This is a genomic window from Mycobacterium asiaticum (genome assembly GCF_001668675.1).
GTDB classification, from domain to species: Bacteria; Actinomycetota; Actinomycetes; order Mycobacteriales; family Mycobacteriaceae; genus Mycobacterium; species Mycobacterium asiaticum_D.
The window spans coordinates 1-14580 of record NZ_LZKQ01000231.1; the positions used below are offsets into that span (position 1 = coordinate 1).

The following is a 14580-nucleotide window of genomic DNA, read 5'->3' on the forward strand; positions in this document are numbered from 1 at the left end:
GCCTCGATCGGCACCATCACGGCGTCCGGAATCTGCTCCGCCAGCCACTTCTGCCGGGCCACACCGAACGCGCGATCCTTCATCGTGACGACCACCGCGGTCGGCACGTCGATGTCGCCGACCCACGAGGTTGAGTCGAACCGGACCACCTCGGCGATCGCGCGGGTGATGCCGCCCGGAGAGGTGCTGCGAAACTGGCCGAGCACCCATTGATGGTCCGGCAGGAAGCCCTGGGTCACCGCCCCGGCGGGCTGACAGCGGCGGGGCGCGGGGGTCAGTGACTCGATGAGAGCCGCGAACAACCCGGTGGCCACCCGCTCGTACTGGGCGCGGCTCACCGCCGCCGCGGCGGCGCACAACACCAGCCCGTCCACCCGTTCACGGTGCCGCCGCCAGACCAGCTGCGCGATCAGCGACCCCATCGAGTAGCCCACCGGCACGAAGCTGTCGATACCCAGGACGTCGGCCAGCGCGACGACGTCGTCGGCGCAATCCTCCAACAGCATCCGGGGCGGCGAGATCCCTTGGCCGTGGCAGCGCTGGTCGAAAATCACCACGCGGCCGAATTCCCGGATGGCCTCCAGCGCGGGGTACCAGGTCATCAATCCGGTGCAGGCCAGCGAGTGCAGCAGGACGTAGGTGGGTCCGTCGCACGGCCCGGAGTCATAGACGTAGGTGTTCCCCCGGCCGGGCAACTCCAGCACCTGGCCCGACGGCACATTGGCGGCCGGGGCCACTGCGGGCACCATCGGTAACCGCATGGTGGAAAGAGTCCGCCGCCAGCTGTCGATGGGCTATTGAAACACAGGCGGAACACAGCTGGAACACAGCGGCCGCGCCGGACGGACGACCCGCCCGCGGCCCGGTTTCCCACCAACGCGATCCGGGTAGCAGAGAGGGACACGCACCCCTGGAAGGGAGAAATCGTGACGACTGCCGAACAGCCACCCCCGGAGGGCGCCGAGCAACCGCCGCAGGCCGCAGAGGGAGAGGGGCTGAAGGACAGCTCCAAAGAGTTCGCCGCCGATCCGTCTTCGGCCGCCGAGGGTGGAGGTGACGGCGCGAGCGAGTGACGTCATGCGGTGGAAACTTCTGCACGACGCGACGCGCCATGATGGCTTACGATTCGCCGCCAGAACGGGATTCATCGTCAGCGGCGTCATCCATCTGCTCATCGCGTACCTGATCGCCCGCATCGCTTGCGGGAGTTCGGCCAACGCCGATCCATCCGGCGCCCTGGCGACGGTGGCGGCCAGCGGTGGCGGCGAAGCGGCGCTGTGGGGTTTGGCCCTCGCGCTGATCCCGCTGACTCTGTGGCGATTCGCCGAAGCGTTGATCGGGTTGCACCCGGCCGAGGGTGTCGATGCCGACTCGCAGGATGCAAGCGCGGGAAATCGCCTGAAGGCGTTGGGATTGATGGTGGTGTACTGCGGCGTGGGGCTGACCGCGGTGCGTTTCGCTCTCGGCGATCGCCAGCCGAGCGGTCAGCAGACCGCCGGCCTGAGCGCCCGGTTGATGCAATCGGGAGCGGGCCGGGCGGCCCTGATCGCCGGCGGAGTCGCGGTGGTCGTGGTCGGCGGCTATCACGCGTACAAAGGGGCGTCGAAGAGATTCCTGTCCGACCTGACCGATCGGCCCAAGGGGGTGGCGGCGCTCGGCGGCTGCGGTTATGTCGTCGAGGGGGTGGTGCTGGCCATCGCGGGAGGGCTGGTCGTCAAGGCGTCCGTCGACGTCGATCCCGCGAAGGCTGCGGGTCTGGATGCCGCCGTGAAAACGCTTGCCGCGACCCGCATCGGGATGGTGTTGCTTGCTTTGGCGTCGATCGGGTTCGCGGCCTACGGACTGTATAGCTTTGCGCTGAGCCGCTATTCGCGGATGTGAGACCGGATGTGAGACATAGCCGCGGTCAAGGTAGGACCATAGCCGATCGACACCTCGAGTGGCTCGTCCAGCGGGTAGGCGCCGCGCATGCTGTCGCGGACATAGCCGGCCAGGTCGTCGCGCTCGCCGGCGGCGACCTCGAACACCAGCCCGCTGGACAGCTGCAGCACCAGGCGTGACGTCAGGCCAACCGCCTTGATCGCCTGGTCCACGTCGATCGTCGCGACCTTGATGATGTCGGCGGCGCTGCCCCTGATCGCCATCGCGACGGCGGCGCGCTCGGCTGCCGCCCGCACCCGGGGATCACCGCTGCCCAAGTCCGGCAAATAGTGTCGCCGCCCCAGCAGGGTCGAGGCGTACCCGACGCTGCGAGCCTCGTCGATCACGGCACCTTCGCCGGCCCAGTGCGCCAGGATCCGGGTGTCCAGATCCCGGTATTGCGCGATCATCAGTCCGGCATAGCCCTCACCCGCCACGACCGCCTCGCGCATCTGGTGCCCGGGGGCCGAGCTGTGGATACGCCCGTCCGCTGCAACGTGTTTCGAGGGCGCGGCGGCCGCCAGGATCCGGCGGTCCACAGCGACGCCTACCATCTCCAGCTCGGCCAGCACCCGCTGCGCCGGCAACTCCAGCCGCCCCAGCAGCGACGAGGAGTCGATGCGCGCGAGCTCCTCGTCCAGCACGTCGGCCAGATCGAGTACCGCGCAAGCCTGCAGGATCAAGCCCCGCGGGCTGTCTCCCTCGACGGCTTCCGGCGGCAGTGCGCAGCGCATGTGGTGCACCAAAAGCTCGTTGAGCGAACCTGATTGACGTTCGGGACGCAACAGGCGCGCCGCCAGCATGGTGTCGGAGGTGATGCCCCGCAGGGCCCAGCCGCGGCGCCCCAGCGCGTGCATCGCCCTCGGTGCGTCGTGCACGGCCTTCGGCGGACCCGGGTCGGCGAGCCAGGACACCAACGCCTCCGTGTCATCCGGGGTCAGTGCGGCGAGGTCAAGGAAACGACCATCCCCGTCGGCCGCCACGATCGCCAGGGACGCGGCCCGCGCGTCGTATCCGGTACCGGTGCCGGCAACGCTCAGACCGAACCGATTGCCCAGGCTGTGTTCTGACAGCCAGGCGGGCAGCTCACCCGCCTCCAGTACCCGGCCGCGCACGTCGAAATCCCTGGACAGGCTCATCCGGCCACCCGCTCCTCGCGCTGCGTGGGCCGACCGGCACTGCGGCCGTACCCGACGGCGCGGCCGCCGGCCGCCGGCGGGGTGGCCGCGATGTCCGTCGTCGCTTCGACCAACGCCGCCTCCCTTCTGCCGACACGGTACGCAGACGTACCGTTGTGCTCAAGGTTAGCGTCGGGCCTGATTCAGGGAATGAACCCAGCGGACCTATCGTTGCGCCGAGCGTCACACCAGCGTGCCGGTCACCGCTGAGGGCCACGCTGGCGTGACGCTCGGTGGGTTCAAACACCCCGGTGTTCGTGAAGGAGTTCTACAACGATGACTATGACGGCCCCGTCACAGACCGACACGTTCGAGGCGGCGTGGGAACGCTGGCACGCCGAGCGCGAGGCCTATTTCCGCGACCCACTGGGTTGGGTGAGCTTGACCGGCTTGTATTGGCTCACCGAAGAATTCGAGACGGTCGCCGACCTGCCGGGCCGCTGGCGGGCCGACACGGACGCCGTCTATGTAACGGGCATCGACGGAGCCGACCGGCTCGAGCCCGTCGAGGGAGCACCGGGGCTGCTGGTCGACGTCGGGGAGCGCCGCGTCGAAGTGATCCGCCGGACCGGCGCCGCGGCGTTGCGAATCCACGATCCCCGATCCCCGCACCTGCGGGAATACCGCGGCATACCCACCTATCCGCCGCGCGAACGGTGGCGCGTGCCCGGCGTTTTCAGCCCGTACCCGCAGCCGGAAACGGTGACCACCGGCGCGGTGGTGGAAGGACTACGGCACCACCTCAACGCGGTCGGCGTCATCGACTTCGAACTCGCCGGCCTTGCGCTGCGGCTGGTTGCGTTCGGTGGCAAAGACGGTGGGCTGCAGGTGTTGTTCACCGACGAGACCAGCGGTGTCACCACCTACCCTGGCGCGCGGTCGCTTTCGGTGGCCCTGCCCGACGGGGACGGCAAGGTGACGCTGGACTTCAACCGGGCGTCGAACCTGCCGTGCTCGTTCACCGACTACGCCACGTGCCCGGTGGCGCCGCCGGAGAACCGACTGCCGGTCGCGGTAGAGGCGGGTGAGAAGAACCCGCGCTGAGTTCCGCTGAGTTTCGCTATTCCAGCACGAAGACGGGGATGAGCCGGTCCGTCTTGGTCTGGTACTCCGCGTACGGCGGGTAGGCCTCGACCGCCAGCTGCCACCATTCCTCGCGCTCGGTTCCCGCCAGCTCACGCGCCGTCAGGGTGACCACCTTCTCGCCGTCCTGCAGCGTCACGGTCGGGTTCACCTTGAGGTTGAAATACCAGGACGGGTGCGCCGGTGCGCCGCCTTTGGACGCCACGATCGCGTAGCGGCCGTCCTTCTCCACGCGCATCAGCGGCACATAACGCTGTTTTCCGGTCTTCGCTCCGGTGATGGTCACCAGAACGACGGGCTTGTCGAAGATCTCGACACCGTCGGTGGTGCCCTGCTCCAAAATCTTTTCGGTCTGCTTGCGTACCCAGTCGGTGGGACTCAGTTCGATTTGATCGGCCATATGAGTCCTCAACACATCGCCGCACCCGATCCATTCCAGGTTCAGTCCGCTGTCAGCGCGCCGCGCAGGGCCTCCAGTTGGTTGGGTTCGGAGTCGCCGGCGTGCACCGTGACCGAGTGCAGGGCACCGTTCCACGCGAACGGTGGTTGATAGTCGCGGCTCACCGGCAGGCCGCGCTCGTAGCCGAGCGTGATGCGGGTGCCGCCGTGCTGCCAGACGAACGGCAGCGTGTGTACGGACGTGGCGGTGGCCACCACGGCGTCGTCGACTACCGCTTCGGCCCGCACCCCGCCGGACGCCAGGCGCAGCACACATCCCACCAGGTGGCGACCAGCCGGAAGCGGTTGGTCCGCTTGAACTTTCAGGGCCCCGCCCGGCAGCGCCAGGGTCACCGTGAGCCTGCCGTCGACGACGTAACCCGCCAGGCCGCCGTTGTGGTCACCGATAGCGAACAGCACTCCGCTGGGGGCGGAGTCGGCCACCTCCACGTCGGCGATGATCCGGCCCCCGCCGACCAGCAAGGGTATCGACTCGTCGGACACCGGCCCTGCCTCCGGATACAGCGTCACCGTCTGGCCGATGGGATACTGCGGCGGTACGAAGGCCGCCAACCGCCCCACCAGTGAATCCAGCAACGGCAGCACGTTATTCGCTTCGGCTTCGGCCGACCACTGCCGCTTCAGCCGCTCGAGCACGTCGGGGTGTTCGGCGGCGACGTCGTGCGATTCGGAGAAGTCTTCGTCGAGGTTGAACAGCGACCAGGTGTCCTGGTCGAAGTCACGGCTGCCGGGCAGCAACAAGTCCTCGTCCATGAGACCGGTGGAGACGTGGTCAGTGGTGGCTTTCCAGCCGTCAACGAAGATGGCGCGCGACCCGAGCATCTCGAAGTACTGCACCGAGCGCGGGTCGGGAGCGGACGGGTCGGTGAAGGTGGGCAGCAGGCTGGCGCCCTGAACCGGCGTTTGGGTGATGCCGTCGACCGCCTCCGGCACTGTCACGCCGCACGCGTCGAGCACGGTCGGCAGCAGGTCGATCGCGTGACCGAATTGCGGGCGGACGCCGCCGCCGTCGCGAATGTGTTTGGGCCAGTGGATGATTAACGGAACGCGGGTCCCACCGAGCCAGGTGTAGCGCTTCCACAGCCGAAACGGCGTGTTGCCGGCCCAGGCCCAGCCCCAGGCATAGTGCGGGTAGGTCTCGGTACCACCCCAGTCGTCGAGGAGTGCGAGGTTCTCGGTGAGGTTGTCGCGGACGCGGTGGGTGAACCGGTGTTCGTTGACGGTTCCCGTCACACCGCCCTCGGCGCTGGCACCGTTGTCCGACAGCACGAAGATCAGCGTGTTGTCCAGCTGACCGATCCGATCCAGAGCAGCTACCACGCGGCCGATCTGCGCGTCGGTGTGGCTGAGGAATCCGGCGTACACCTCGTGCATGCGGGCGTACAGTCGGCGCTCCTCGGCGCTCAGGCTGTCCCAGGCCGGTACCCACGACGGCCGGGGTGTCAGCGTGGTGGCGGCGGGCACGACCCCCGTTTCGAGTTGCCGGGCGAAGAGTGCGTCGCGCCATTGGTCCCAGCCGTCGTCGAATCGGCCGGCGTAGGCGTCGGCCCACGAGCGCGCCACATGGTGGGGCGAGTGCATGGCGCCGGTGGCGAAGTACAGGAAGAACGGCTTGCCCGGCGCACCGGCCTGCTGGTTGAGCACCATCCGGATGGCTTCGTCGGCGAGGTCCTCGGTCAGGTGGTAGCCGTCGCGGATTGGTGCCTCGACGAACGAATTGTCCCGAACTAGTTCGGGTGCCCACTGATTGGCGTCACCGCGAAGGAAACCGTAGAAGCGCTCGAAACCCAACCCCAGCGGCCATTGGTCGAATGGCCCGGCGCCCCCGAGTTGCCCCCGTGGTACCAGATGCCACTTGCCCACGGCCAACGTGCTCCAACCGGCGTCGCGCAGCAACCGCGGTAATGCGGCCGCCGAGCGCGGCAGGCGGGAGGTGTATCCCGGATGCGACGTGGGCAGATCGGCGAGAAACCCCATGCCCACCGCGTGGTGGTTGCGGCCGGTCAACAACGCCGCCCGGGTGGGCGAACACAACGCGGTCACGTGGAACCGGTTGTAGCGCAGGCCATCCCCGGCCAGCCGGTCGATGGTGGGCGTCGCGATATCCGAACCGTAGCAACCGAATTGGGCGAAGCCGAGATCGTCGAGGACGATCACCACGACGTTAGGGGCGTCCGTCGGCGGGGTGGGGCTCACGCAGATCCTCCGTGGGACGTCGGGCGCTGTAGTCGGTCGACTACAAGTCGCGGCTTACCCTATGGGCTGCCCGTGTGACGCACAAGACTTTGCGGCGGCGGTGGTTTTTACTGACGTCCACCCCGGGTATTCGATGCGAGCCAGGTCCAGGCAGCTTCCGTAAGCTGAATCCGGTATCCCCAACGAAAGACTCGCAACTCATGAAGGCAACGGTCACCCCCGAGGCGGAAATCGCCGTCACCGAGATCGCGCAGCGCCATGGCATCTCGCGGGAGGCGGTGCTGGCGTTGCTGTTCGCCCTGCACGCCGGCGGCGGCGCCATGGCACAGTTCAACATCCCCGAGTTGGGCGGATCGGGTCAGTGGATGCGGGGCGGAATGACGATGGTCGGCAACATGTTCGACAACGCGCTGAAGGCGCGCGTCGACGCGCTGTGCAGCGAATTGTCCCAATTGCTTTCGTCGGCCACCGTGTTCGCCGCGCCGAGCGGACAAGCTCAGGCGCAGGGTTTCACCTCCGGCAACTGGTGGCCGGCCGATTTGGGTGTGCCGAGTTCGTCGGGTGGGCAGAACAGCGCGCGGTATGCGATCTTTCCGGGCACTCGGCGGTTGGCGATCCAGGTCAACGGTGTCACGAGAGTTTTCGACACCGGTGAGCATCACATCACCGGCGTGCAGCAGCAACAGAGCGGCGGGGCCGGCGCGGTCACTTTCACCAGCCAGTTCGGCACCTTCGACGTGTCAAGCCTGCAGGAACTCGGGGCACAGCAGGTCGCCGAAACACCCACCGCCGCACCCCCGCCGCAACAGCAGGCCGGCCGCTCCGGGGATACCACGGACATTGTTGCGGCCATCGAGTCCCTGGCCGGACTGCACGATCGGGGCATCTTGTCCGATGAGGAGTTCGCGACCAAGAAGGCGGAGTTGCTGGGCCGACTCTGACGGCGCAGTTCGTCGAACGTGGGGCTCATGCATGCCCCGACGTGGGATCACCTTCTTGAGGCCCACGTTCGGCGCGAATCCGACGCCGGGGAATAGCGCTGTGAGCCCACTGTGTTCCATCGCACATGAGATCCTTGACCGAAGCCGAACGTGAAGCGTTTCTCGCCGACAAGCACATCGCGGTGCTCTCGATCGGCTCCGGCGGTCCCCGCCCGCCGGCCAGCGCGCCGATCTGGTACGACTACGCCGACGGGCTGGTTCGCTTCACCACCGGGCCTACGACGCGGAAGGCCAGGCTGATCGAGAAAGCCGGTGCGGTGACACTTGTTGTGCAACGCGAAGATCCGCCGTACCAGTACGTCATCGTGGAGGGCACGGTAGTCGACACCACCACACCGGCTCCCGACGACGTGCAGGAGGCGATCGCCATCCGATACCTCGGCGAGGAGGGCGGGCGCGCGTTTGTGCGTAGCCTCGAAGGCCAGCCGACCGTGATGTTCTCCGTCCGCCCGGACCGCTGGCTCACCGCGGACTTCTCCGACGAACTTTGATGCGCAAACCGCTACGGCGGCAGGCAATTTGCGTGTGAGCGGACGCACCGCGGGTATACCTGCGCGGTGTCCCTAACGCAGCGCGCGATACCTGAAGACCTGCGCCGGCTCGCCGCCGCGCACGGGGTGGCCACCTCCTACCGCAATGAACGACGCGAACCCGTAGAGGTCGACGCAGACGTGGTGGTCCGGGTGCTCGGTCTGCTGGATGTCGAAGCAGCCACCGAGGCCGACCGGCGCCGCGAGCTGGCCCGGCTCGAGGAACGTGACCGCGCCGGTGTGCTGCCGGCCACCATCGCCGTGCGCACCGGGCAGACGCGGTCCGTCCCCGGGGCCCGCCTGCTGATCGGCGAGGACGGCAGCCACACCGAGGTGCGCGACGAGCTGCCGGGCGAACTGTCCCCGGGCTGGTACCGGCTGCAGACCCGGGACGGGCAGGAAATCACCGTGGTCGCCGCTCCGCCTCAGGTCCCGTCCACCCCCTCCACCTGGGGCTGGATGCTGCAGCTCTACGCGCTGCGCTCGGCCCGCTCCTGGGGCATCGGCGACCTCGGGGACCTCAAGGATTTCCTGACGTGGACGGCCGCCGAACACGGGGCCGGCGCGGTTCTGCTGAACCCGCTGCACGCGCCCGGTCCCACCCATCCGGTCCAGCCATCGCCCTATACGCCGTCCAGCCGGCGCTTCGCCAACCCGCTGGCGCTGCGCATCGAAGACCTCGACGTCTACCGCCGGGCCGACCCCGACACCCGCGCCGAGGTGGATGCGCTGCGGGTGTCATCGACCACCCCGCGGATCGACCACGATCTGGTCTGGGCCGCCAAGCGCTCGGCGCTGGAATTGCTTTGGCGCGCCGCGGGCCGGCCCGCCGCGCTCGACGACTCCTCCGGCGCCGACGGTCTGCGCGACTTCGCGACCTACTGTGCACTGGCCGAGGTACATGGCGGCCGGTGGACCCGCTGGCCCGAGTCGCTGCGCGACGTCAACGGGCTTGCCGTGGCGGCGGCGCGCCGAGAGTTGGCTCCTCGGCTGGCATTTCATGCCTGGGTGCAGCATCGGTGCGCCGAGCAACTGGTGGCGGTACGGCAGGCGGCCCACGACGCCGGGATGGCGCTTGGTGTCCTGCACGACCTCGCCGTGGGGGTGGACCCCGAAGGGGCCGATGCTTGGGCGCTGGCCGATGTACTGGCGACCGGGGTCAGCGTGGGCGCGCCGCCCGACAATTTCACCCCACGCGGTCAGGACTGGGGGCTGCCACCCTGGCGGCCGGATCGGCTGGCCCAAACCGGCTATGCCGCCCTGCGGGACATGGTCCGGGCCGTCCTGGTGCACGCCGATGGGCTGCGGATCGACCACGTCGCGGGCCTGTGGCGGCTGTGGTGGATTCCACCCGGCGACGGTCCGGACCGCGGCACCTATGTGCACTATGACGCCGACGTGATGTTGGCCGTCCTTGCCCTGGAAGCTCACCGGGCCAAGGCCACGGTCGTCGGCGAGGACCTGGGCACCGTGGAACCGGAGGTCACTCAGGCCTTAGCCGACAACGGCATGCTCGGCTGCGCGGTGTCGTGGTTCACCCGCGACGAGTCCGCGCCCGGCGAACCTCTGCTGCCGTCGGCGCGGTGGCCGTCGAGGGCGGCAGCCAGCCTTTCCACGCACGACCTGCCCACCGCGGCCGGCTTCCTGCGCGGTGAGCACGTGCGGGCGCGCGCCGATCTCGGACTGCTTGACGACGTGCCGGCCGAGGAGGCCGCAGCGACCCGGGAACGCGCCGAGTGGTTGGCGCTGCTGCGCTCCGAAAACCTGCTGCCCGCTGGGCATTCCGCGGCCGAGCCCGACGAGACGGCGATCATCGTGGCGATGCACCGCTTCCTCGCGGCTACCCCCAGCCGACTGAAGCTGATCTCGCCCTACGACGTGCTCGGTGCGACCCGTCAACCCAATCTTCCTGGCACAGTTGACGAATACCCCAACTGGCGGCAGCCGCTTCCAACAGCGCTGGAGGACCTGCGCGAGGACCACCGGGTGGCCGAGATCACCGCAGTGTTCGGCGGGTCCGCTCAATCGTCGGCTGTCCCAACAGACTCCGCTGGAACGGTGTAATCCAGTGAGACGGTGGTGCCGGTGCTGCGAGCGTTGATGGTGCAGTGGTCGGCCAGCGTATGCATGAGCATGATGCCCCGGGACGCAAACGGGTCGTCTGGGTGGCGGCGCACCGGACGATGCCAGGTCCCCCGGTCGCTGACGCGCACGCTGATGGTGTGCGCGGCAGGATCGTAGCTGGCGTACAGGCGCATTCCGCCCACCGCGCGATGGCCGCGGTAGGCGTGCTCCACGCAGTTGGCCAGCGCTTCGTTCACACTCAGGACGATGTCCTCGCGGATCTCCGCCGGTCCCTGCACCCGCCGTTCCAGCCAGCGGTCCAGGAAGCGGCGCCACGCCGCCGCCGTCGTGGCGTCGGCCGCACCCGCACAAGTCAGCCGAACCGGGTCGGCGGCGGTGGATGTCAGGACGCTCATAGTTCAGGGGTACCCATCGGCAGGGCGGGCGATAACGTTGTCCGCGTTACTATTCGGCCACAATCAATTCTCGGCTCCATCGAGAAAATCCATCGGTCTAGCGTCTCCGTGCGCCATGCCGCGGTGTGCGACCGCGGTAACCATCGGTGTCCCGTTCTGGATCGTCCCGACGATTGCGACTTCGTCGTTGACCGCGAAAGCGGGTGCATTGCCAATCGGTGCACTTCCCCCCTTGGTGATCGCCAGTGTGTCTGGGGTCACGACGTAGGTTTGGGTGTAGCCGTCGGCACTGCGTGCCGTCAACGACTCGGCCGAGACGGCGACGAGAGTTCCTTCCTGGCTGAGCTGGCTGTCGGCCGACGAGGCCGCACCCGGGGCCGCGGGTCCCTCGTCTGTGCCATCGGCGGAAAGGAACAGCGGGCCGCTGAGCAGCGCGGCGAACAACGCCACGGCAAGCAGGGATGCGGAGAATGCTGCTGCGCCTACACCGGCAAATCTGAATTTCGATCCTGCGATGAGGCGGTGTCTGGCGCTCACGGTCAATTCCTTGCTAATCCGGTTACACGTCCGACAACTCTTTGCCCGCCATCGAGTCAAGTCGCTGCAAACGTTGTTACCCGGCGTGCCGGGGTCATAAACGGCTCAGCGGTCCCGGAATATCCGGGCGCACCCGCGGGTTGACCAGATCGGCGGTGCCGGAGATTCCCCCGGGTACCACATCAGAACCGTCGCTTCGAGCGACCACTTGCCGAGAGGCGTGAGCCCGGCACCGTCAACTGTCAGCGACGATGTGCGCGCAGCTGATATAGCCCCTTGGTGGTGGCGACCACGGCCCCGGTCGCGTCGGTGACCACCGCCTCGAGCGTGTAGTCAGCTTTGCCCTTTTCCTCTGCCTCGGCTTGGACGCGCGCGATGGTGTCCTCGTCCAGCTTGGCCTCGGCGCGCAGCGGCGTGGTCGCCATGCCGACGAACGAGATGTCGACGTTCTTCACCAGCGGGAAGTACTTGGCGGCATCGAACGTGGACAACGCGATGATGCCGCCGAGGATCTCAGCCACGGTGAATTGCACGCCGGCGTAGATGACGCCGAAGTGGTTGCCGTTGCCTTCGACCGGAACACTGGTCGCGGCGAAACCGCGCCCCGCTTCGATCACCCGCACGCCCATGCGGTCGGCGATCGGAATCGTCGACGCCAGACTCGCATTCATCATCTCGACCAGCTGATCCGCCACGCGTCGATGGTCGCATACCGCTCAGCACAGGTCGTGGTGGTACCACTGATTCCCGCCGAGGCGCTTCGCCTGGTACATCGCGGCGTCGGAGTCGGTGATCAGCCGCTCCAGCAATGCCTGGTGGTCGCCCGCCGGTGCGTCGTCCAACAGGGCGCATGCGGTGCCGATGCTGGCCGTGACTTCGGCGGTCGAGCCCGCCACGGCCAGGCACATCTGCGTCGCCAACGATTCGGCGTTGCATTTGGCCGCCGTGCCGGCCACCAGAAACTCCTCGCCGCCGCTGCGCGCCACCACAGCCTGGTCGTCGGCGGCGGCCAGCAATGCCTGGCCCACCTGGACCAGCGCGTGGTCACCGGCCGCATGACCGCGGTTGTCGTTGAGGCCTTTGAAGTTGTCCAAGTCGATCACCAGGACCACCAGGTGCGCGTCGATGCCGCGGCGGGCCAGCATCATCCCCAGGGCGTTGTGCTGGAACGCGCGTCGATTCAGCAGCCCGGTCAGCGGATCGCGATCGGCGCGGAGCAGGTCGCCCGACAGCGCCCGGACCAGGATCCGGATCGCCAACGGCAGCGCGATGTTGACCTCGAGGACCAGCCACAGATCCACACCGGCCAGGGACGGGTGCCCCGAGGACCCCAGCTGGACGGCTTCGTAGCCGGCGACCGCCGCGGCGACCGCGAAGTTGTACAGCACGAAGGCCGTGGTGTGAAAGAACGCGATGTAGGCGCCGAAGGTGGCGAAGGCGATGCATCCGATCAAAGACGCCAGCGGGTTGGGATGCGCCAGGCAGGCCAGCGCGACCGCGGTATTGCAGCTGACCGCGAACGCCACCGACTGGGTTCGTGTTGGCCAGCGCCAGATCCAGAGCATCGTCGCCGCGATACCCAGGGCGACCGCGGCCCACGTCATCGCGATCGGCACCGATCCGCGCGGTCCGTCCGACCCCGCCATCAGCGCGAAGAGGCACAACACCATCGACGCAGAGATGAACGCCATCAATGCCCGGGTGGCGCCGCTGATTCCCCGCGCAGCCAGGTAACCGGAGAGCCAGTCATACTGGTCGGCCCGTTGCCACCGGCTAAAGATCGCAGTCATCGTCGATTCCCCATCGCCACCACGCGCAGTGGTGCTGGCCCGTCGAGGCTGTCTCGAGGCCACCGAGCAGCTTAACGCTGGTCATCCGGCCTGGTTGGCGGTCCGGGAAAACCGCTACCGACCGGTTGGCGCGGACGGGGTGAATTGGACCGGCATGCTTTCCAGCCCACTGACGAAGTTCGCCGGGCGTAACGGCAGCGGGGAATCCGAAGCCAGCCGTAAATCGGGCAGCCGCCGCAGCAGCCGTTCCTGCATCATCGACAGCTCCAGGCGTGCCAGTTGATTGCCGAGGCAGAAATGGGTGCCGAAGCCGAAAGCCAGGTGGTTGTTGGGGTGCCGATCGATCCGGAACCTCTCGGGGTCATCGAAGACCGTCTCGTCGAAGTTCGCCGCTTCGAACAGCAGGATGATCTTTTCGCCCTGCCTGAGCTGCGTTCCGTGGAAGTCGATGTCGGCGGTCACCGTGCGCGCCATGTTCTTCACCGGCGAGGTCCAGCGCAGCATCTCCTCGATCGCGGCCGGCAACAACTGCGGATCGCGCACCAGCTGCTGATGCTGCTCCGGTTCACGCAACAGCTGCGCGGTGCCGCCGGACAAGGTGTGGCGCGTGGTCTCGTCACCGCCGATCAGCAGCAGCAGCACCTCGGTGACGATCTCGTGGTCAGCCAGCTGCTCCCCGTCCACTTCCGCATGCACCAGCACGCTCACCAGGTCGTCGGTCGGCTCGGCCTTGCGCGCCGCGATCATGGTTGTCATGTATTCGGTGTAGGCGGCGAAGGCGTCCACCGAGACCTGGAAATCCTGCTCGTCGGTGGTGCTGCTGAGGAAGCTGACCATGTCGTCGGACCAGCGCAGGAACATTTCGCGTTCCTTGGGCAGCACCCCCAGCATGTCGCCGATCACGGCCATCGGCAGCGGAGCCGCGAGGTCGCGGACGAAGTCGCACTCACCGCGTTCACACACCGCATCGATCAGTGCGTCGCAGAGGGCGCCGATCGACTCTTCGCGGTCTTTGACGCGCTTGCGGGTGAAGCCGGCGTTGACGAGTTTGCGGCGCAGCAGATGCTGCGGGTCGTCCATCGCGATCATCATCGGTGGCGCGGCCTGGTCGGGCCGTATTCCGCCCGCATTGGAAAACACCTCGGGATTGCGCTCGGCTTCGATCACCGCCTGGTAACTGGCCGCGGCGGCCAGGCCCTTGCTATCGCGAAACACCGGCTCGTGCAGACGCATCCACTTGTAGTACGAGCGTGAATCGCCGGCGTAGAAACCCCCGTCGGTCAAATCGATGTCGGGCCGCGCTTGGTCATGTCGCGCAAGAACTTCCGGCACCGTTGCACCCCTCTTCGACGCGGCAGCTGTTCACCTTTACCGTAGACATTACAGTACGAAAAGTGGTACCGGTC

At 67.7% G+C, this 14580-nt stretch carries 14 protein-coding genes and 1 pseudogene; 6 read left to right on the top strand and 9 right to left on the bottom strand.

Annotated features, from left to right (window positions below; translation table 11 throughout):
* Positions 1–761: alpha/beta fold hydrolase (locus A9X01_RS19975; RefSeq protein ID WP_065122411.1), on the bottom strand; the 761-nt coding region annotated here is incomplete at its 3' end.
* A gap of 165 nt (positions 762–926) precedes the next feature.
* Between A9X01_RS19975 and A9X01_RS30070 the strand changes: the two genes are divergently transcribed.
* The gene (locus A9X01_RS30070; protein ID WP_155772185.1) at positions 927–1073 is read left to right on the top strand and encodes a hypothetical protein; all 147 of its coding nucleotides are present in this window, start codon (positions 927–929) and stop codon (positions 1071–1073) included.
* Between the two features lie 4 nt (positions 1074–1077).
* Positions 1078–1881 (top strand): DUF1206 domain-containing protein, encoded by an 804-nt coding sequence (locus A9X01_RS19980; protein ID WP_065122434.1) that lies wholly within the window; start codon positions 1078–1080, stop codon positions 1879–1881.
* Here the strand turns inward: A9X01_RS19980 and A9X01_RS31485 are convergent.
* Positions 1866–3041, bottom strand: a pseudogene (locus A9X01_RS31485) (DNA polymerase); the annotation flags it as partial. The gene A9X01_RS19980 and the pseudogene A9X01_RS31485 sit on opposite strands and share 16 nt — an antisense overlap.
* A 339-nt stretch (positions 3042–3380) precedes the next feature.
* Between A9X01_RS31485 and A9X01_RS19990 the strand changes: the two are divergent.
* Positions 3381–4142: a DUF1684 domain-containing protein gene (locus tag A9X01_RS19990; protein WP_065122413.1), complete on the top strand. Its 762-nt coding sequence runs from the start codon at positions 3381–3383 to the stop codon at positions 4140–4142.
* Positions 4143–4158: 16 nt separating this feature from the next.
* Here the strand turns inward: A9X01_RS19990 and A9X01_RS19995 are convergent, their stop codons facing one another.
* Positions 4159–4581: a nitroreductase family deazaflavin-dependent oxidoreductase gene (locus tag A9X01_RS19995; RefSeq protein ID WP_065122414.1), complete on the bottom strand. Its 423-nt coding sequence runs from the start codon at positions 4579–4581 to the stop codon at positions 4159–4161.
* 41 nt (positions 4582–4622) lie between these two features.
* Complete coding sequence (locus A9X01_RS20000) at positions 4623–6836, bottom strand: arylsulfatase (protein ID WP_253849237.1); 2214 nt, start codon at positions 6834–6836, stop codon at positions 4623–4625.
* Between the two features lie 200 nt (positions 6837–7036).
* Between A9X01_RS20000 and A9X01_RS20005 the strand changes: the two genes are divergently transcribed.
* The 3 genes from A9X01_RS20005 (at position 7037) to malQ (ending at position 10431) form a co-directional block, all read left to right on the top strand.
* Entirely contained in the window at positions 7037–7777 is a 741-nt protein-coding gene (locus tag A9X01_RS20005; RefSeq protein WP_065122415.1) for an SHOCT domain-containing protein, read from the top strand.
* Positions 7778–7902: 125 nt separating this feature from the next.
* The gene (locus A9X01_RS20010; protein ID WP_065122416.1) at positions 7903–8328 is read left to right on the top strand and encodes a pyridoxamine 5'-phosphate oxidase family protein; all 426 of its coding nucleotides are present in this window, start codon (positions 7903–7905) and stop codon (positions 8326–8328) included.
* A gap of 66 nt (positions 8329–8394) precedes the next feature.
* Positions 8395–10431 carry a 4-alpha-glucanotransferase gene (gene malQ / locus A9X01_RS20015; RefSeq protein WP_253849239.1) on the top strand — a complete coding sequence of 679 codons (2037 nt, stop codon included), beginning with the start codon at positions 8395–8397 and terminating at the stop codon, positions 10429–10431.
* Here malQ and A9X01_RS20020 read toward each other — a convergent pair.
* The 5 genes from A9X01_RS20020 to A9X01_RS20040 all read right to left on the bottom strand — a co-directional run bounded on the left by A9X01_RS20020 (position 10389) and on the right by A9X01_RS20040 (position 14506).
* Positions 10389–10847 carry an ATP-binding protein gene (locus A9X01_RS20020; protein ID WP_065122417.1) on the bottom strand — a complete coding sequence of 153 codons (459 nt, stop codon included), beginning with the start codon at positions 10845–10847 and terminating at the stop codon, positions 10389–10391. The genes malQ and A9X01_RS20020 overlap by 43 nt on opposite strands.
* A gap of 63 nt (positions 10848–10910) precedes the next feature.
* Entirely contained in the window at positions 10911–11384 is a 474-nt protein-coding gene (locus A9X01_RS20025; protein ID WP_065122418.1) for a hypothetical protein, read from the bottom strand.
* A 242-nt stretch (positions 11385–11626) separates the two neighbouring features.
* A complete protein-coding gene (locus A9X01_RS20030) occupies positions 11627–12079 on the bottom strand; it encodes a PaaI family thioesterase (protein ID WP_366663720.1) in 453 nt (150 codons plus the stop codon).
* Between the two features lie 21 nt (positions 12080–12100).
* Positions 12101–13174 carry a GGDEF domain-containing protein gene (locus A9X01_RS20035; RefSeq protein ID WP_065122419.1) on the bottom strand — a complete coding sequence of 358 codons (1074 nt, stop codon included), beginning with the start codon at positions 13172–13174 and terminating at the stop codon, positions 12101–12103.
* A gap of 114 nt (positions 13175–13288) precedes the next feature.
* Complete coding sequence (locus A9X01_RS20040; protein ID WP_065122420.1) at positions 13289–14506, bottom strand: cytochrome P450; 1218 nt, start codon at positions 14504–14506, stop codon at positions 13289–13291.
* Between the last annotated feature and the right edge of the window lie 74 nt (positions 14507–14580).

Excerpts from the sequence above, each read along its gene's own strand:
- A9X01_RS19980 (WP_065122434.1), top strand. The coding sequence starts at position 1,078 with ATGCGGTGGAAACTTCTGCACGACGCGACGCGCCATGATGGCTTACGA.
- A9X01_RS19990 (WP_065122413.1), top strand. The coding sequence starts at position 3,381 with ATGACGGCCCCGTCACAGACCGACACGTTCGAGGCGGCGTGGGAACGC.
- A9X01_RS19995 (WP_065122414.1), bottom strand. The coding sequence starts at position 4,581 with ATGGCCGATCAAATCGAACTGAGTCCCACCGACTGGGTACGCAAGCAG.
- A9X01_RS20005 (WP_065122415.1), top strand. The coding sequence starts at position 7,037 with ATGAAGGCAACGGTCACCCCCGAGGCGGAAATCGCCGTCACCGAGATC.
- A9X01_RS20010 (WP_065122416.1), top strand. The coding sequence starts at position 7,903 with ATGAGATCCTTGACCGAAGCCGAACGTGAAGCGTTTCTCGCCGACAAG.
- A9X01_RS20020 (WP_065122417.1), bottom strand. The coding sequence starts at position 10,847 with ATGAGCGTCCTGACATCCACCGCCGCCGACCCGGTTCGGCTGACTTGT.
- A9X01_RS20035 (WP_065122419.1), bottom strand. The coding sequence starts at position 13,174 with ATGACTGCGATCTTTAGCCGGTGGCAACGGGCCGACCAGTATGACTGG.